This is a genomic window from Roseateles sp., assembly GCF_039595595.1.
GTDB lineage: Bacteria > Pseudomonadota > Gammaproteobacteria > Burkholderiales > Burkholderiaceae_C > Roseateles.
In genome coordinates this window covers 1-19,159 of record NZ_JBCNLG010000050.1, presented here as the reverse complement: position 1 = coordinate 19,159, position 19,159 = coordinate 1, and the positions used below count along the sequence as shown (strand labels likewise).

Sequence of the window (19,159 nt, the reverse complement as noted above, 5' to 3'; positions counted from 1 at the left end):
TGTTGTCGTTGGCATCGGCGTACTGCTTCCAGGACACCGGGATGCGCACCGTCTTGAAGCCCGCCGCCTTCACCGCGTTGAACATCGACTGCGTCACCGCCGGATTGCCCCACGCGGTCTCGCCGCCAATGGCCTCCAGCGAGTTGCCCAGGTTCCAGCCCGCCCCCATCAGCTTGGACAGCTGCAGGCTGGTCAGGTCCCGCATGCCGGGCACCGTGATCGCGAAGTTCTGGGTGGACTTCGCGCCGCAGCTGTTGGTGTAGGTGGCCACCGCCGTGCAACTGGCCTTCGCGGTCAGGCCCAGCTCGCGCGTGGTCGCCGACGCGCCGCAGCCGGACCAGGCCCAGGATCCGCCGCTGGTCGGCTGCGGTCCGAGCGTCAGCGTGCCACCCGCGGCCACCGTCGCCGACGAGGTGTTGCTCCAGGCGCCGCTCCCGACCCTGACGTAGGGATTGATCGCCGTCGGCGAGCAGCTCTGCGCGCTCGCCCCCCATCCGCTCGTCAGGCCGGTCGCCGCCATCAGCAGCGCGGCCAGGGTTCTTGCCTTCATCGTCTTGTCTCCGTGAGTTGTGGTGGGCATGCGCGCCAGTGCGCGCATGGTCCGGTGAGGACTCTGGAAAACTCGATAGACAGCAGAGAAGCCGAGCGCCGGCCCCGCGGCCGGCGTGCAGTCAAAGGACTTTCAGACCGCGCCGCGCTGCGCCTCCAGGCGGGTGCGGATCTCGGCCATGCCACGCTCGGTCAGCTCGAAGCGCGACACCGAGATCAGCGCCAGCAGCAGCCCCAGCACCGGGATACCGGACAACAGGATGCGGATCATGAAGATGGCGTGCTCGCTCTGCACCGGCAACTTCGAATCGAAGCCGGTGAACTGCAGGATCCAGCCCGACGCGCCGACGCCCAGCGCGATGCCGACCTTGGAAATCCACGACTGGCAGGCCGCGAACGAGCCCTCGCGGCGCTGGCCGGTCTGCAGCTCGTCGTAGTCGATGACGTCGGCCACGGTCGATCCATACAGCGTCCAGAAGCCCGCGCCGGTGAAGGCGACGAAGCCGCAGGCCAGCAGCTGCAGCGCGGGGCGCTCCGGGTCGTAGAGCCACCAGTCGCCGATGAAGGCGCAGATCGCCAGCGACAGCACCAGCGCCAGCGCCGCGCGCTTGCCATGCCGCCGCGCGATGTAGTTGAAGAACGGGATGCCGATGAAGCCGAACACCATGCCGGCCACGCCCATCGCGGTGTTCCACTTGGTCGCCAGCGCGATGTCGCCCTTGCACACGTAGTAGACGGTGGCGTAGTAGCCCAGCGCCGACACCATCGCCGTGCCGATGCCGTAAGCCAGCATCATCCCCAGGATGTGCCGGAACGGCCGGCAGCGCAGCGTGCGCCACAGCGTGTCGGCGAAGGGGATGTGCGTCTGCGAGTGGGCCACCAGCTTCTCGTAGTAGCGCTCGCGCACCGTCATGAACATCACGATGGACACCGCCACCATCACCGCGCCCAGCAGCGCGCAGTAGGTCTGCGCGCCGCGCAGGATGTCGGGCTTGCCGTCCGCCCCATGGAACCACGCCAGCGTCGTGAACTGCGCGGCGAAGAACATCGCCAGCTCCGGCGCTTTCTGGATCGCGTTCTTGATGGACATCACGTTGGTGCGCTCGTGATAGTCCGGCGTCATCTCCGAGCCCAGGCTCAGCCACGGCATGTTGAAGCAGCTCATCACCGGCACGTAGATGGCGGTGGAGATGACCATGAACGTGAAGTACTGCATGTCCGTCCACCCGCGGCCGACGGCGAACATCAGCGGCAGGCCGACGCCCGCCAGCACGCCGCCGACCAGGATGAAGGGCCGCCGCCGGCCGTAGCGCGTGCGGGTGTTGTCGGAGATCCAGCCGAAGATCGCATCGGACGCGGCGTCGATGAAGATCTTGATCATCTGCGCCGTCGAGATCAGGCCCGGCGCGACGCCCAGGAACACGTTGAAGACGTGGAAGGCAAGCGACGCGTAGAGCCAGTGGCCCCACAGGTCGATCATCGAGCCGAGCCCGTAGCCGACCTTCTGCGGCATCGGCACGCGGTCGGCGGGACGGATCACGTGCGGTGCCGGCGCGGTGCCGGCGTCGGAGGAGGTCAGACTGGTGGCGCTCATGGCGGTCCTCAGAGGATGCGGCGTTCCTGGACGATCCGCGCGTAGTAGCGCGCCGACAGCTTGGGCGTGCGGACCTGCGTGCCGTAGTCGCAATGCACGATGCCGAAGCGCCGCTGGTAGCCGTCCTCCCATTCGAAGTTGTCGATGAAGGACCACAGGAAGTAGCCGTCCACCGGCACGCCGTCCCCGATGGCGCGATGCAGCTCGCGCAGGTGGCCGCGCAGGAAGTCGCGCCGGTGCAGGTCGTGGCACTCGCCGCCGATGACCGGCTCGTCGTCGTAGCCGCAGCCGTTCTCGGTGATGTAGATCGAGCGGTGGCCGTAGAGCTCGGCCACCATCCGCGGCGCCCAGTACATCGACTGCGGCACCAGGTGCAGCCACGGCGGATCGGCGCGCGGGTAGTTCTTCGGCAGCGCGAGCTGCTCATAGCCGGCCGCGTTGCCGGCCGCCCGCACGTAGTGGCCCGTGTAGATGTTCAGGCCGAGGAAATCGGTCGGCTGGCTGATCAGCTCGAAGTCGCCCGGCAGCACCTTGGGCGCCGCGTCGCCAACGCGCTGCAGGTAGGACTCGGGATAGTGGCCCGCGTGGATCGCGCCCAGGATGTGGGCGTTGCGGTCGCGGAACCAGGCGGTCGCGGCGGCGATGTCCTCGGGGCTTTCGCTGACCGGCACGCTGACGTCGCAGTTGTCGGTCAGGCCGACCTTGGCGCCGGCGCCGCCGTGCAGGCGCACCGCGCGCACCGCGTGGCCATGGGCCACGATCGCGTGGTGGTAGGTCTGGTTGACGACCGCCTCGGGCTCGCGGCGGCCCGGCGCCTTGGTGCCGAAGCCGTAGGCCAGCATCGTGAAGCAGCGGATCTCGTTGAGCGTGATCCAGTGCTTCACGTCATCGGCGAAGGCCTTGACGACGACCTCGGCGTAGCGCGCGAAGGCGTCGACCGTCTCGCGCGAGGTCCAGCCGCCGCGCTCCTCCAGCGCCATCGGCAGGTCCCAGTGGAACAGCGTCACCCATGGCGTGATGCCGTGCTTGCGCAGGCTGGCGAAGAGCCGGCGGTAGAAGGCGATGCCTTCCTCGTTCACCGCGCCGGTGCCGTCCGGAATGATGCGCGGCCAGGCGATCGACATCCGGTAGTCCTTCAGGCCCAGCGAGGCCATCAGCGCGAAGTCCTCGTCGAAGCGGTGGTAGTGGTCGACGGCCACGTCCAGCGTGTCGCCGTCGTGCACGGCGCCAGGCTGGCGGCTGAAGCGGTCCCAGTTGGACTCGCCCTTGCCGCCTTCGAAGGCGGCGCCCTCGATCTGCGGCGCGGAGGCGGACACCCCGAACACGAAGGTGTCGGGGAAGGGCGTGGCGTAGCCGAACGCCGGCAGCGGCGTGAGGGTCGTCAGCGGCGAGGACAGGGAGGAGGCGGTGGTGGAACTCAAGGGACTGCTCGTGATGTCAGGGTGGAAGGGGGAGGGCAGCGCGGTGGCGGCTGCTCAGCGGGATTCGTCCAGCAGGCGCGTCAGCGTCGGCTTCATCGCCTGCGCCCAGAGGCGGTAGCCGTTCTCGTTCGGGTGCAGCCAGTCGGGCATGACCTCGGGCGAGAGCGTGCCGTCGGGATTCGTCAGCGCCGCGCCGATGTCCAGGAAGTGCACGGCCTGCCCATCGGCGAAGCCGCGGATCAGCGCATTGATCTCGTTGTTGAGCACGCGTGCGCGGCCATCGGGTTTGGGATCGCGCGGGAAGATCGCCAGCAGCAGGATCTTGCTGGCGGGCTGGCGCATGCGGATCTCGTCGATCAGGCGGCGGATGCCGGCGGCGGTGGCGGCCGGCGCGTCCTGCCGGTCACCGGTGTTGTTGGTGCCGATCATCAGCACGGTGAGCTTGGGCGCGATGCCATCGATCTCCCCGTGCTGCAGGCGCCACAGCACGTTCTCGGTGTGGTCGCCGCCGAAGCCCAGCGCCAGCGCGTCGTAGCGGGCGTAGTGCTCGGCCCAGACGGCCTTGCCCGCGTCTTCCCAGCCCTGGGTGATGGAGTCGCCGATGAACACGACCTGCGGGTTCCTGCCCGCCGCGCGCATCGCGCGGATCTCCGCCAGCTTCTGCTCGTGGCGCGGCATCCACCAGTCCAGCGACCAGGACTGCAGCAGCGGCGAGGGCGTGACCGACTCGGTGCGGTAGTCCGCGCAGACCGCGTTGGCCCGTCCGCGCCGCAGCACGCGCACGTTGGCGATCGACAGCTCGCCGCGTCCGCCGGTCTCGACCGAGAACGGCAGCGTGACGCGGCTGAAGTCGTCGCCCTCGCGATGGAAGCACGACAGCGCGAACGACAGCCGCTGCCATCCCTTGCCCTCGAGCGCGCGGCCCGGCAGCAGATGGTTGACCTTGCGCTCGCAGCCGTCGCCGCAGGCCAGCTTGAACGAGAGCCCGCCCTGGTGCAGGTCCTTGACGTCGATGTCGAACTCCAGCGTGCCGTGCGCGAGGTAGGGGCGCAGGTCCAGCGGCGCGCCGCCGGTCACGCGCAGGCTCGCGTACCAGGCGTCCTGCCAGGTCATCGTGACCGCGTCGCGCGCGCCGTCCTTGCCACTGCGCCGCGCCGAGATCCGCGTGGTGGAGGGCTGGGCCTGGGCCGGGGACGCCGGCGCGGGCGGTGCCTCGGCGCGGTCGCCCGTCAGCGGCGCGCTGCGTTCGAAGTCGCCGATGGTCAGCTGGTAGCCCTTCATCGGCTGACCGACGAACAGGCGCAGCTCATCGGCGGGCGCCGCCGGCGGCGCATCGGCCGCCCGTGCGCCGGGGGCCAGGCAGGACAGCGCGGCGGCGGAGGCGGACAGGAGGATCGGGCTCAGCTTCATGGTGTCGAGGAAATGGGGGGGGGCGGATCGATCAGAGCGCCGGGTTCATCGGACCGGACGGAGCCGGGCATCGAGGCGCCGCGTCTCTCCGGGCTTGAGCTGAAGGGTCACGCGGCGCGGGCCGGCGCGCACGATGACGCGCCGCGTGCCAGAGAAGCCCTCGGCCGATGCCGCCGGCGCGCGCAGCGTGACCGCGGTCACGCGGCCGGCGGACCAGGCCAGATCGACCTCGATGCCGCCGCGCGCGCGCAGGCCGCTGGCGTGGCCCTCGCGCCAGGCGGCGGGCAGGGCGGGCAGCAACTGGAGCTCACCGGCATGCGACTGCAGCAGCATCTCGATGACCGCGGCCGTGTAGCCGAAGTTGCCGTCGATCTGGAACGGCGGATGCGCGTCGAGCAGGTTGGGATAGGTGCCGCCGGCGTTGTTGGACTCGGTGCCGGGGCCGGCCTGCTCCGCCGCGCGGGCGCCGGGCGTGGCCAGCAGGCCGCGCAGCATGCGGTAGGCGTGGTCGCCGTCGCCCAGCCGCGCCCAGAACGCCATCTTCCAGGCCATCGACCAGCCGGTGCCCGCGTCGCCGCGCGCCTGGAGCGTGCGGCGCGCCGCGGCCGCCAGCGCGGGCGTGCGCACCGGCGAGATCTGCCGCCCCGGGAACAGCGCGAACAGATGGGACACATGGCGGTGGGTGTCGCCCGGCGTGTCGAGCACGGGATCGCGCTTCTCGTCCAGCCATTCGAGCAACTGGCCCCAACTGCCGACCTTCGGACCGGCGAGCCGGTCGCGCAGCGCCGCGACGTGATCGCGCCACGCGCGTTCGTTGCCGGCCGCCTCGGCGGCCGCGACCGCGTTGTTGAACAGGTCCCACAGGATCTGCTGGTCGTAGCTGACGCCATCTTCGACCGGGCCGTGCTCCGGCGACCAGCCCATCGGCGCGACCAGCCGGCCGTCAGGCAGCGGCTTGAGCTGGTCCTCCCAGAAGGCGACGACCTCCTTCATCAGCGGCAGCGTGACCTCGCGCAACTGGCGCGTGTCGCCGCCGAAGGCGTAATGCTCCCAGAAGTGCTGCAGGTACCAGGCGTTGCCGGTCTTGTTCCAGAGGTAGCCCATGCCGCCGAACGGATTGGACTCGGTGCGCACGGTCCAGCCGCGCACCGGGCGGCCTTGCGCGGTCAGGAAGCGTTCCTCGGGCGGGCGGGCCTCGCCGGCATGGGCGCCAATGGGAATGGGCTCGCTCGACGTCGCGCCGCTGGCCGCGCCGGCGGCGGCTGTGGCCAGCGCGCGTTCGGCGGTCTCGGCGACCACGCGGCGGTACACCGGGATCTGACTCTGCACGAAGCCGAAGAAGGGCCGCGCCATCTCAGCCAGATTGGCCGTCTCCGCCGGCCAGTAGTTCATCTGGACGTTGATGTTGGTGTGGTAGTCCGAGCTCCACGGCGGCGTGAGGCTGTCGTTCCACAGGCCCTGCAGGTTGGCCGGCAGCGAGTCGCGCGAGCTGGCGATCAGCAGATAGCGGCCGTACTGCGCGTGCAGCGCCTCGAGCTCGGGGTCGCCGCCCTCGACCGTGTAGCGGCGCAGGCGCTCGCCGGTGGGCAGCGCGCGGCGCTCCTCGCCGCTGCGCCCGAGGTCCAGCGCCAGCCGCGCGAAGAAGCGTTGATGGTCGGCCACGTGCTGCGCGAGCAGCGCGGTCCAGGGCTGGGCGGCGGCCGCGTCGACCTGCGCGGCGACGCGCGGCAGCGGGTCGGTGCCGCTGTCGAAACCCTTGGCCGCGTCGGGCAGGTAGCTGGTGCCGGCGCCGAGCACCACGGTCAGCGCGTCGCAGCCGCTGAAGACGAGTTGATCGCCGTCGACGCGGATGGAGCCGCCTTCGGCGATCACGCGCGCCTGCGCCGCGTAGCGCATGCCGTTCGGCAGCGCGCCGGTCGACGTCAGGCGCGCGCCGGCCGCGGCCTCGGCGCTGAGGCGCGCGCCATGGCGATCGGTCAGCGCGAGCGAGCCGCTGTACTGCCCGGGCCGGTCCGCGCTCAGCCGCAGCACGATGGCCTGCGCGGGATGGCTCGCGAGGGCCTCGCGCGTGAAGCGGACGCCGCCGCGCGTGTAGCTGACGCGATGGACCGCGTCGCCGATGTCGAGTTCGCGCCGATAGGCGGCCGCCTCGAGCTCGGACCCGGCCTCATGTCCCGGCAGCGTCAGCACCAGGTCGCCGAAGGGCTGATAGGCGCCCATCGTGCGGCTGTCGCCGGTCCACAGCGTGTTCTCGTTGAACTGCACGCGATCACGCGCCAGGCCGCCGAACAGCATCGCGCCGAGCCGCCCATTGCCGATCGGCAGCGCGCGGCGCTCCCAGCCCTCGGGCGTGTCGGGCGCGGGCGCGCGCTCGAACAGGCGCAGCTCCGAGGCGGTTGCCGCCATCGGCGCCATGGCCGCGGCGACGGCCGTGGCCATTGCGGCCGCGGCCATCAGCCGCGCGAGCGGCTGGACGATCCAGGCGGCGCGCGGTCCGATCATGTGGAAGCCCTCGGCTTGCCGACCACGACGCCGCGCCCATGCGGCGCGAGGAACACGGTGCCGTGCTCGAGCGGGTCGGCGGCCATCGCCAGCAATCGGCCGTAGCGATGCAGGTCGTCGCCGATGCGCACGAAGCTCTGGCCCGCGTCGTCGCTGCGGAACAAGCCCTCGGCCGGCGAGGCGCCGCCCACCGACACGCGGCCCCAGACGTAGATCGCGTGGTACGAGGCGCCGGCGGCGGCCTTGCCCAGCGCCATCATCCAGGCCTCGGCGACCGGCTTGGCCGGCTGCATCGGCTGGTCCACGGCGGGCAGGTGGAAGAGTCCATTGGGCAGCGCGAGCCACAGGTCGCGGCCGCGGCCGGGCGCGCACAGCAGCTGCCCGTACTGGAAGTCCGCGAGCCGCGACAGCCCTTCGATGGCCGGCTGGAAGCGCTGGCCGCCGTCGAAGCTGGTCAGCACGCGTCCCTGCGCGCGGTCGAGCACGTAGAACACGCCCTCGATCGCGCGGTCCGCGATCGGTGCCAGCAGCGGGTCGCGATCCTCGGGCCAGCCTTCGCAGCGGACCCAACTGCGGCCCTTGTCCTTGGACCACATCGCGCTCTGGCGCTCCGGCGCCCACACCAGGAAGCCGCCCTTGGCGCTGACGGCGACCATGCCCGTCGCCGCGCGATGGCCCTGCGCATTCTTCGCGTCGCGCGGCGAGGGGCCGAAGGCGCGCCAGCTCACGCCGCCATCGACGGAGACATAGCCGCCGGTCGGCGCGTGGTCCGAGGTACGCGCCAGCACGCGCGGCTCCAGCTCCGCCGCGTCGACGGAGCGGTTGGTCTCGTTGCTCGGCGCGAAGAGGCCGGTCGACGGGTTCTTCGCCAGGTCGTCCCAGGCGGCGCCGGAGACGTCGCCCATCGCCGCCAGCAGCGTCGCGCCGCCGGACGGGCTCTTGATCTCCAGCGTCGCCGTTTCCTCGAGGTTCTCGACCTCGAAGCGCCATGCGACGGTGCCGGCCGGCGCGCTCGTCGCCGCGGCCAGCGTGTCGGTCATCCACACGCCGTAGCCGGTGCCATAGACCGCGCGGCTGCCGTCCTGCGGATCGAGCTTCACGTCGGCGATCCAATGCCCCATCGGATCGGGCCGGCGCGTCGCGCGCTTGTAGTTGGCCAGCCAGGGACGCGACTCGATGTCGTGCTTCGAGCGCGCGCCGATCGCGGTCCAGCTCGCGCCGCCGTCCTCGCTGAGGAACAGGTCGTCGCCATCGAGCCAGCGCTCGATCGTCGAGACGATCAGCCGGCCGGGCCGGCGGCGATCCACGTCCAGCCCGGAGTAGCCGAAGCCCTTGAGCCCCTGGCCGGGCTTGACCGGCGTGATCTCGGTCCAGACCGCCTTGCCGCCGCGCGACTCGCGCTTCCACACGCCGCCGCGCGAGGCGTAGCTCGGGTTGACCGCCTGCGGCGCATCGCTGCCGGCGAAGCTCACGTAGAGCACGCCATCGGGTCCGATCGCCGCGCGCTGCGGCGCCATCGCGGGCGTGCCGGGCTCGCGGGCGAAGCTGCGGCCGCCGTCCTCGGAGACGTACAGCCCCGGCTGATCGTGGCTGCCTGCGTAGATCCGCGTGGCCGCCTTGCCCGCGGCGCCGCTCGCCGGATCGACGAGCACCAGCGACACATGCTTGGCGGGGAAGGGCAGCGGCTGGAAGCTGCGGCCGCGGTCGGTGCTCTTGAGCAGCCCGTCCTGCGAACTGCCGAGGTAGAGCACCTCGCCCATCCAGGGATCGACCTGCAGCCGCTCGCCGCTGCCGCGCCCGGGCGAGTTGCCGCCGATCTTCAGGCCCAGCTCATGCTTGGTCCAGGTGCGGCCGCGGTCGCTCGATGCGAGCAGCGCGCCATCGCGCACGTCCTTGCGCAGATAGAGGCCGCAGGCCAGGTAGACGCGGTCGGCGTCATTCGGATCGACCGCGACGCTCAGGACGCCCATCAGGTCGGCGTCGGCCTTGTCGAGGTGGTCCAGCAGCGGCCACCAGCGCCGCGCCTTCGGATCGAAGCGGTAGGCGCCGCCGATGTCGGTGCGGCAGTACAGCAGCCCGGCCTCGCGCGGATGGAAGACGAAGCCGTCGACGAAGCCGCCGCCGCCGAAGGGCACGCTGCGCCAGTCGTAGGGCACGGCGCCGGTGCCGCCCGCCACGGTCGCGGCGAGCGCGCCCGACAGCGCGGGCACGGCGGGCAGGGCGCCGCTGACGGCGGCCAGGCCGGCGGTGCGGGCGATGAAGCGGCGGCGTTGCATGCGCGGTTCCTCGAGGATCAGTAGCGGCCGAGCTTGACGCGCAGCACCGTGGGCGTCGCCGGAAGGTTGAGGCCCCAGTCGACCTGGTCGCCATTCCAGTTGCGCAGCGTGGTCCAGCGGCCGTCGGCGCCGAAGCGGCCCTCTTGCGCGTGGATCAGCATCGTGCCCAGGCCCTTGAACGAAGCGTCGGCTTCGAAGCGCACGCGGGCGCGCTGGCCGGTGACGATGAACTCGTCGTCGCCGATCTGCGCGATGGCGACGCCACCGCCCGGCTTCGCGGCCGAGGGCGGGGCATCGTTCTTCAGCTGTGGCCAGCTGCGTTCGCCGAACTGCCACTCGCCGAAGCTGACCTTGGCGGTCCAGCCCTTGAGCGCGAGCGTCTGCGGCTGGTGGTCGTCGCCCTCGGCCACGCCGTGCGTGCGGCCCTCCAGCGCCCATTGCGCCCACTGTGAGGCCATCGGCGCGAAGCTGCCGTAGACCGCGGTGATCGGGGCGGTCATGCGGGCGTCGGTGTGCGGCGATCCCAGCGGGTAGTTGCTGTAGTCGGCGTAGTCGACGCCGAAGGGCGCCACCCCGATCGCGCCGCGGCCGAGGATGGCGTAGTGATAGCGGGCGTAGGTCTCGGCGTTGCCGATCTCCGGCACCCACAGCGCGTTGTCGCGGCGCTGGAACTGGGACAGGATCGCCTCGACCTTGGCCGACTCCGGCATGTAGATGTCGGGGCCGACGATGTCGATCTTCGGCGCCGCGGCCTTGTAGATGCCGATCACGTCATGGGTCGGCCCGCCGCTGGCGAAGTCCGATTTCCACGGCGCCACCGGCCCGAGCGGGTCGCGCAGCGCGTTGTTGACGAACATCGGCAGGTCGTGGACCTGGCGGCCCGCGGCCGCGATCTCGCCGATGTAGCGCGCGATCGCCCAGCTGTGGAAGTACTGCTCGGCGTAGTCGCCGTAGACCTCGGTCCACGATCCCGCCGCCTTGCGCCCCGCGCCGGCCGGCGGCTTCTGCAGCCGCAGCACCTCGGCCGGCACCGGGGCGGCGAAGGCGCGGTTCGCGGCCGCGCCGTGATCGCGCGCCAGGCCGTAGGTGCCGACCTCGTTCTGCACCTGCACCATGATCACCGTGCGGGCCTCGTCGACCTGCTTGAGGTGGCTCATCAGCGCGACGAAGGCGCGCTTGTCCGCGGCCAGCGTGTCCGCGCCGAACGGCGACAGGCAGTAGCTGGGCTTGCCCTGTTCATCGAGCATGCGCGGGAAGCGCGCGTTGTCCAGCTTGACCCAGGCCGGCGCGTACTGCGGGCTGGTGTTCTTCCAGGTCGCGAACCACAACAGGACGACGCGCACGCCGCGCTCCCTCGCCTGGGCCAGCAGCGTGTCGATGAAGCTGAAGTCGAAGCGGCCTTCGGCCGGCTCGATCTGCTCCCACGCTGCGGGCACGACGACGGTATTGGCCTTCGCGTCGGCGACGGCCGGCCACACCTGCTTGAGCGCCTCCACCGAATTGCTCGAGTTGTGCACTTGCGCGCCCAGCACGAGATACGGCTTGCCATCGACGAGCAGCGCATGGCGGCCGTCACGCTCGATCAGGCGCGGCGGCTCGGCCGCCGCCGCGGCGCCGGCCAGCGAGGCCGACAGCGCCGTCGACAGCGCGGCGAGGGCGGTCATCGACGCGATCGCGGCGTGCAGCCGCGACCGGCGGACGGAGCGGGGACGTGGCGTCATCCAGGACCTCAGAAGCTCATGCGGGCCGTGAGCGTGTAGCGGCGGCCGGTGTCGAACCAGGCGCGGCCCACGGTGCCGAAGTGCTGCTGCATCAGCTGCTTGTAGGTCGCGTTGGTCAGGTTCTGGCCCTCCAGACCGAAGGTCACGTGGTCGTTGAACTTGTAGTACACGCCCGCGTCCAGCTGCCCGTAGGAGTCCGCCCACACCGGCAGGCCCCAGGCCACGTTGTGCTGGCCGTTGGTCGGGCTCTGCGGGTTGGTGTCGGTGCCGTCGCCGCCCTGCGTGCCGTTGACGTTGACCGCCTGCAGGTACTTCGAGCGCCAGCTGTAGGCCAGCCGTGCCGAGATGTCGCCGCGGTCATACAGCAGGGCCAGGTTGTACGCGTTCTTCGACAGGTTCTGCAGCGGCAGGTTGCCGAAGGTGCGGCCATCCGTGTCGCAGCCGTTCAGGTTGAGGTTCAGGTTGGACGCCGAGTTGCCGCCCGAGCAGTAGGCGCTGCCCACCGGGTCGTAGAGCTTGGTCTTGCTGTCGACGTAGGTGTAGTTGGCCTGGATGCCGAAGCCCGCCAACCAGCCCGGCAGCTTGTCGAAGTAGGTCTGGAAGGCCACTTCAAAGCCGGTCGCGCGGCCCTTGCCGCCGTTGATCGGGCCGGTGGTGACGAAGTTCTGCATCTGCCCCGTCGCGTCGGGGATCTGCTTGATGAAGGTCTGGTTGAGGATGATGTCCTTGAGCTGCTTGTGGAAGGCCGCGAAGGTCAGGGAGCCGGTGCGGTCGAAGTACCACTCGGCGGTGATGTCGCCCTGCGTGGACTTGATCGGCTTGAGCATCGGATTGCCCGAGGCCGTGCCGGTCTGCGTCACGTTGCTCACCACCGTCTGGCCGTTCGTCGTCGTCGAGGTGAAGTCCTGCGCCATCGTCGTGTAGGCCTGCAGCTGGCTGAAGTCCGGCCGCGAAATGCCCTTGCCCAGCGCGAAGCGGAACTGCAGCTTCTCATTGGCCTTCATCCGCAGGTTCAGGCTGGGCAGCGCGTCGGTGTAGCTGTTCCTGAAGGTGCCGGCTTCCGAGAAGTTCGGGATCACCGGCACCGGCACGCCGGTCGCGCCCGTGGGCACCTGCTTGCTGGTGAAGACGGTGTAGCCGTCGGCGCGCGACTCGGTGCGCACCACGCGCAGGCCGACGTTGCCGTCCACCGGGTACTTCCAGTCGTCCATGCCGAAGCGCAGCTGCGCGAAGGCGGCCTGCGTGCGCTCGCGCTGATTGTTGGTGCCGGCCGGGTCGGTGCCGAAGGAGGCCGGCGTCCACGTGCCGCAGGACGAGGCGTCGCCGCCGTTCTTCTCGGCGCACAGGATGTCGTGGTACTTGTGCAGCGCCGCGTAGCTGTCCGGGTAGCCGGAGGTCGTGGCCACCGTCGGGAAGATCAGCGACGGGACCGAGGCCTTGCCGCTGAAGAAGTTGTTGAAGCTGTACAGGTAGGCGTTCGAGCTGAAGCGCGGATCGTTCAGGTAGGCCAGGTGGCTGATCTCGCCCTGCCACGGCTGCGTGATGGCCGACCAGTTGTAGCCCGGCACCGTGTTGGTGGTGGTGGCGTCGCGCTCGGTGAAGCGCACGCCGAAGCGCAGGTCCTGCAGGAAGCCCTCATCGAACTTGTAGCGGGCATCGCCCTTCCAGGCCTTCTCCGTCGCCTTGGACTTGTCCTGGTGCTCCATCGTGAAGGCCCAGTAGTACTGCGACGGATCGGCCAGCGCCGCGCGCTGCGCGTCGGTGAAGATCAGCTGCGGCCGGCCGCTGCGCAGGTCGACGGTCTCCTCGGCCATCTGCGCGCCGGTGGCCACGGTGGAATCGAAGCTGTCGGTGGTGGCGCGGATGTACTGCAGGTCCGACGAGAACGACCACTTGTCGTTGGCGCGCCAGTTCAGCTTCCAGGCCAGGTCCTGCGTCTGCGAGTTGCGATACGCGCTGCGCGTGTCGGCGCCGAAGTTCACCGGCGAGCCGTCGCTGTTGCGCAGCGTGCCGTAGAGGAAACGGCCGTTGTCGTCGAACACGCCGTTGCTGACCTGCAGCTTGTACGGGTCGGTCTGCGCGAACAGGGCGCGCTCGTCCCACTGCATCCGGTACTTGCTGCGGAAGTAGGTGATGTTGGAGTCGACGTCGTCCTTCTTCCATTGCAGCGCGCCGTACAGGCCCTGGCGCTTGCGGTCGAACTCCAGCGTGCGCCATTGCGAACCCTTGGGCACCCACAGCGTGGTGCCGGCCGGCTGGCCAGCCACCGCGTCGGTGCGCGGATAGTAGGGCTCGACCTGGAAGGCGTCGGTGCGCGTGCCGCTGCGCGAGCTGGCGATGTTGAGCAGCGCGCCGAACTCGCCCAGGTCGGTCTTCCAGCGGTTGCTCACCATGCCGGAGGCGCTCGGCGAGGACTTCTCCTTCAGGTCCGAGTACGTCGTCTGCAGTGACAACGCTGTCTTGAGGCCGTCAAAATCGAACGGAAGTGCGGTGCGCAAGTTGACCAGACCGCCGATGGCGCCTTCGATCTGCTCGGCCGAGGGGTTCTTGTAGACGTCGACCGCGGCCATCAGTTCGGGCGGGACGTCCTCGAAGTTGAGCGAGCGGCCGCCGTTGGCGGAGAACGAGTCGCGGCCGTTCATTTCCGAGCGCACGTAGGTCAGGCCGCGGATGGAGATGCCGGAGCCTTCGACGGAGAAGTGCTCGGGGTCGCCCTTGGCCATGGTGCGGTCCATGGTGACGCCCACGACGCGCTGCAGCACTTCGGTGACCGAGCGGTCGGGCAGTTTGCCGATGTCGTCGGCAACGATGGAGTCGACGATCTCGTCCGAGTTCTGCTTGATCTTCTGCGCCGAGCTGAGCGCGGCGCGCTTGCCCGAGACCACGACGGTCTCGATCTGCGTGGTGGGTTCCGGCTTGGGCTCGGGCTTGGGCGCGGGGACCGCCTGGGCGAAGGCGATACCGGCGGCCATGCCGCCAAGGAGGACGGCCGCCTGTGCGGCAGCGAGGGACACGGCGGTTCGCTGGCAAGTGCTCATGATGTCTCCAGTCTGTTAGGTGCGGGTCCGCTCTGACGGCGTGACCTCTGGGCGGGGAGGCTGTTTCCGGGCTCGGGATCGGTACTGCGGGAAAAGGAATGAAGGGAAGGGACAGGGATCGGCGGGCCGCTGGACGACGCGGTCCGCCGGGCTTGTTGCTTCAGGCGTTGAAGCGGTTGACGAGGTTCTCGAGATACTCCTGCCGGCCGGAGCGCGGCGCAACATCGGTGTTGCGCGCCAGCACGCTGTCGGCGAGCTGGTCCAGCGCGACGCGGCCTTCCAGGATGTCGCGCGCGGGCGCGGCGTCCCAGCCGGCATAGCGGTCGGCGACATGGCGCGCCAGGCGGCCGTCGACGATCATCTGCTCGGCCATCAGCAGCGCGCGGGCGCACACGTCCATGCCGCCGACGTGGCCGTGGAAGAGGTCCTCGGCGTCGATGGACTGGCGGCGCACCTTGGCGTCGAAGTTGAAGCCGCCGCTGCCCAGGCCGCCGGCCTGCAGGATGTGATAGACCGCGATGGCCAGTTCGGGCACGTTGTGCGGGAACTGGTCGGTGTCCCAGCCCAGCTGCGCGTCGCCGCGGTTCATGTCGATGCTGCCCAGGATGCCCAGCGCGGCGGCGGTGGCGATCTCGTGCTCGAAGCTGTGGCCCGACAGCGTGGCGTGGTTGGCCTCGATGTTGACCTTGACTTCCTTCTCCAGGCCGTAGCGCGCCAGGAAGCCGTAGACCGTGGCGGTGTCGAAGTCGTACTGATGCTTGGACGGCTCGCGCGGCTTGGGCTCGAGCAGGATGGTGCCCTTGAAGCCCTTGCGGTGCTTGTACTCGACGACCATGTTGAGGAAGCGGCCCATCTGGTCGAACTCGCGCCCCATGTCGGTGTTGAGCAGGGTCTCGTAGCCCTCGCGGCCGCCCCACAGCACGTAGTTCTCGCCGCCCAGGCGCATGGTGGCGTCCATCGCATCGCGCACCTGCAGCGCGGCCAGGCCGAAGATCTCGGGATCGGGATTGGTGGCCGCGCCGGACATGAAGCGGCGGTGGCTGAACAGGTTGGCCGTGCCCCACAGCAGCTTCATGCCGGTGCGCTGCTGGTGCTCGCCCAGCACGTCGACCAGGCGCAGCAGGTTCTCGTTGCTCTCCTTGGGCGTGGCGCCTTCCGGGGCGACGTCGCGGTCATGGAAGCAGTAGTAGGGGGCGCCCAGCTTCTCGAAGAATTCGAAGGCGGCATCGGCCTTCTGGCGCGCCAGCTCCATCGGCGAGCCGCCCTGGAACCAGGGGCGCTCGAAGGTGCCGCCGCCGAAGGGGTCCAGGCCGTTCCAGCAGAAGGTGTGCCAGTAGCAGACCGCGAAGCGCAGATGCTCGGCCATGGTCTTGCCCAGGACGATGCGGTCCTTGTCGTAGTGGCGGAAGGCGAGCGCCTCGTCGGAGGCGGGGCCCTGGTAGCGGATCGGAGCGATGTGCGAGAAGTAGCTGGTCATGGCGGAACTGCGATGTCGAAGCGTGGCAGGGGCCGGCGCCGGGCCTCGTGGCCAGGCGCTCGGGTGGGGGCGCTCAGGGCCGGATCGGCGGCAGCGCGCGCAGCGGCGCGTACAAGGCGCGGAAGACGGCGAGCCGTCGGGCGAGCACGTCCTGCCGCGCGGGCGCGGGCGTGCAACGGTCGGTGATCGGAGGCGGGGGGCAGGATTCGTCGACGCCCGCGCCGGCGGCCATGCGGCCCAGCCGCGCGGCGCCCAGCGCGCCGCCCGCGTCGGCATCGGCGTGGCGGACGATCTCGACGCCGAGCGCGTCGGCCATCAGCTGGGCCCAGAAGCCGCTGCGCGCGCCGCCGCCGACGATGGACAGGCGGTCCACCGCGGTGCCCGCGGCGCGCAACGCGGCCAGACCGTCGGCCATGCCGAAGGCGACGCCTTCCAGCACCGCGTAGCCCGCGTGCGCGCGGCGCGTCTCGTGCGTCAGGCCGTGGAAGGCGCCGGTGGCGAAGGGGTCGTTGTGGGGCGTGCGCTCGCCGGCGAGGTAGGGCAGGAACAGCGGCGCGGCGGCCAGCTCGGCCGGGCTGAGCGCCTCGATCTCCTCGAGCAGCGCGGTCTCGGTCGTGCCGCTCAGCTGGCAGAACCAGCGCAGCGCGCTCGCGGCGGTGAGCATCACGCTCATCTGGTGCCAGCGCTGCGGCAGCGCGTGGCAGAAGGCGTGCACCGCGGAAGCGGGATTGGGACGGAAGCGGTCGTTGACGACGAACAGCACGCCCGAGGTCCCCATGGACACGAAGCCGGTGCCCGGCGCGGTGGCGCCGATGCCGATGGCGCTCGCGGCGTTGTCGCCGGCACCGCCGGCCACGACGACGTCCCCGGCCACGCCCCAGGCGGCGGCGAGCTCGCCGCGCAGCACGCCCGAGGGCGCGTTGCTTTCGACCAGGCGCGGCATGTGGGCGCGCGTCAGGCCGGTGGCGGCGAGCAGTTCATCGGACCAGTCGCGGCGCGCCACGTCCAGCCACAGCGTGCCGGCGGCGTCGGACGGGTCGCTGACCTTCTCGCCGGTGAGCAGCAGCCGCAGGTAGTCCTTGGGCAGCAGCACGGTGCGGACACGGTCGAAGATCTCCGGTTCGTGCGCGCGCACCCACAGCAGCTTGGGCGCGGTGAAGCCGGGCATCGCGAGGTTGCCGGCGATCTCGTGCAGGCGCGGCGCGGCGGCGGTCAGGGCCTCGCATTCGGCATGGCTGCGGCCGTCGTTCCAGAGGATGGCCGGGCGCAACACGCGGTCCTGGGCATCCAGCAGCACGGCGCCATGCATCTGGCCCGACAGGCCGATGGCGCGCAGGCGGGAGAAGGCCTCGGGCGCGGTGGTGCGCAGTTGCTCGACGGCGCGCGTCGTGGCGGTGGACCAGTCGGCGGGATCCTGCTCGGACCACAGCGGCTGAGGGCGCGAGACGGTCAGCGGCGACGAGGCGCGGCCGACCACGGCGCCGGTGGCGTCGATCAGCAGCAGCTTGACTTCGGACGTGCCGAGGTCGATGCCCAGGAAGGTGTGGTTATGGCTCACAGCGAGGCCTCCTCGCCCTGGCCTTCGCTGTCGGCGGAGGCGGCGGCATTGACGCGTGCGCCGCCGGCCAGCGGCAGCTGCGGGCGGGTGACGCGGTAGCGCGCGAGCGCCGCGGCGCCAGCGGCGACCGCGTCGGCGCCGAAGCGCGACGTGCGGACCGGGGTCGGCGCCAGGCCCGCGGCCGAGGCGTAGTCGTTGAGCGTCGTCAGCGCCGGGTCGAGGAAGGCCTCGCCCAGCTCGACCACGCTGCCGCCGAGCACGATGCAGGCGGGGTCGTAGGCGGTCGCCAGGTTCTGGAGCAGCACGCCGAGGTAGCGGCCGGCGGAGTCCACCGCCTTGGCGGTCTTGCGGTCGCCGTCGATCAGACGGCCGCGGATGTCGGGCAGTGAATGCGGGCCGAGCTCGGCGGCCTCGTCGGGGCGCAGCATCGCGCGCATGCCGATCAGCGCTTCGGCGCAGCCGCGCCGGCCGCAGGAGCACAGCGGGCCGTCGATCTGCAGCACCATGTGGCCGACCTCGCCGGCGAAGCCGCGCGCGCCGGTGAGCAGCCGGTCGCCGACGATCACGCCCGCGCCCACGCCCTGGTTGATCGAGACGTAGAGCAGCGGATCGGCGGGGGAGCCGGCGTTGAATTCCATCTCGCCGAGCGCGGCGACATCGGCTTCGTTCTGCAGGTAGAGCGGGATGCCGGAGAGGGGGCTGCCGTCGAGCTTCTCGTTGAGCAGTTGCCCGACGGCCAGATCGTGCCAGCCGAGGTTGGGCGCGAAGTTCAGCACGCCGCGTTCCTCGTCCACGCCGCCGGGCAGGCCGACGCCGATGCCGATGATCTGCTGCGACGGGTCGAGCTGGGCGCGCACCTTCAGCAGCACGGTGGCGAGCACGCCGATGCAGGCCTTGGCGCTGCGGCTGGCGCCGTAACCGGAGACCGCGCGGGCGCGGACCTCACCGGTCAGCGAGGTCGCGACGACGCGCACGCCGTCGATGCCGACCTCGGCGCCCAGCATCAGCAGGCGGTCCGGGCTGATGAACAGCGGGGTGGGGCGGCGGCCGAGGTCGCCGGTGGCGACGACGCTGCTCTCCATCAGCCAGCCTTCGGCGATCAGTTCGCGCACGAGGCTGGTGATGGTGGACTTGGTCAGGCCGACCTCATTGGCGAGATCGGCGCGCGACAGGCCGGGATGCGCGCACAGGTGACGCACCAACGCCATCCGATTGATGGACTTCAACAGTTGCTGGCCACCGCCGGCGTCGGGTTGCATGCGCGTTGTCTCCTGCTTGTCTTGTTGTGTATGGTCCGCGCAGCCTGCGCGTCCATGACAATGATATTAGTTGGGGCGCCGAACTAATAAATAGGAGGAAAACACCTAGGCCCCGGTCATAGAACTCCCTCGCCCCCCGCGAGGGGGGAGAGGGCAGGGGAGAGGGGGGTGCTTCGAAGGGCAGCAGCGCTGTGACGCGAGCCCCCTCTCCCCTCCCTCTCCCCGGAGGTGTATGGACCGGGGACATAGGTAACAGGTGTGCCAGGACATGGGTAACAGGTCCAATCCAGGTTAGTCAGCCTGGCACAAGTCGATCGTGCGCACTTTGTGATGGCAGAAGTAGACGTCGAAGCT

Annotated in this window: 11 protein-coding genes; all 11 read right to left on the bottom strand. The window is 70.6% G+C overall.

Going from position 1 to position 19,159, the window contains the following annotated elements:
• The coding region (locus ABDW61_RS25860) for a cellulase family glycosylhydrolase (protein WP_343642911.1) at positions 1 to 550 on the bottom strand (550 nt) is incomplete at its 3' end.
• A gap of 132 nt (positions 551 to 682) precedes the next feature.
• Complete coding sequence (locus ABDW61_RS25855) at positions 683 to 2,143, bottom strand: MFS transporter (RefSeq protein ID WP_343642909.1); 1,461 nt, start codon at positions 2,141 to 2,143, stop codon at positions 683 to 685.
• A gap of 8 nt (positions 2,144 to 2,151) precedes the next feature.
• The gene (locus ABDW61_RS25850) at positions 2,152 to 3,564 is read right to left on the bottom strand and encodes a GH1 family beta-glucosidase (protein ID WP_343642907.1); all 1,413 of its coding nucleotides are present in this window, start codon (positions 3,562 to 3,564) and stop codon (positions 2,152 to 2,154) included.
• Between the two features lie 54 nt (positions 3,565 to 3,618).
• Positions 3,619 to 4,974: a GDSL-type esterase/lipase family protein gene (locus ABDW61_RS25845; protein WP_343642905.1), complete on the bottom strand. Its 1,356-nt coding sequence runs from the start codon at positions 4,972 to 4,974 to the stop codon at positions 3,619 to 3,621.
• A gap of 45 nt (positions 4,975 to 5,019) precedes the next feature.
• Positions 5,020 to 7,476: a glycoside hydrolase family 95 protein gene (locus tag ABDW61_RS25840; protein WP_343642903.1), complete on the bottom strand. Its 2,457-nt coding sequence runs from the start codon at positions 7,474 to 7,476 to the stop codon at positions 5,020 to 5,022.
• Positions 7,473 to 9,752, bottom strand: a complete 2,280-nt coding sequence (locus tag ABDW61_RS25835) for a hypothetical protein (protein ID WP_343642901.1) — start codon at positions 9,750 to 9,752, stop codon at positions 7,473 to 7,475. Before ABDW61_RS25835 ends, ABDW61_RS25840 begins: the two co-directional genes overlap by 4 nt.
• A 17-nt stretch (positions 9,753 to 9,769) precedes the next feature.
• Positions 9,770 to 11,416, bottom strand: a complete 1,647-nt coding sequence (locus ABDW61_RS25830; protein WP_343642899.1) for a DUF5597 domain-containing protein — start codon at positions 11,414 to 11,416, stop codon at positions 9,770 to 9,772.
• A gap of 65 nt (positions 11,417 to 11,481) precedes the next feature.
• Entirely contained in the window at positions 11,482 to 14,511 is a 3,030-nt protein-coding gene (locus ABDW61_RS25825; protein ID WP_343642897.1) for a TonB-dependent receptor, read from the bottom strand.
• A gap of 160 nt (positions 14,512 to 14,671) precedes the next feature.
• Positions 14,672 to 15,988 (bottom strand): xylose isomerase, encoded by a 1,317-nt coding sequence (xylA, locus tag ABDW61_RS25820; RefSeq protein WP_343642895.1) that lies wholly within the window; start codon positions 15,986 to 15,988, stop codon positions 14,672 to 14,674.
• Positions 15,989 to 16,061: 73 nt separating this feature from the next.
• The gene (xylB, locus tag ABDW61_RS25815) at positions 16,062 to 17,546 is read right to left on the bottom strand and encodes a xylulokinase (RefSeq protein WP_343642893.1); all 1,485 of its coding nucleotides are present in this window, start codon (positions 17,544 to 17,546) and stop codon (positions 16,062 to 16,064) included.
• A complete protein-coding gene (locus ABDW61_RS25810; RefSeq protein WP_343642891.1) occupies positions 17,543 to 18,805 on the bottom strand; it encodes an ROK family transcriptional regulator in 1,263 nt (420 codons plus the stop codon). The genes xylB and ABDW61_RS25810 overlap by 4 nt, the downstream gene beginning before the upstream one ends.
• Between the last annotated feature and the right edge of the window lie 354 nt (positions 18,806 to 19,159).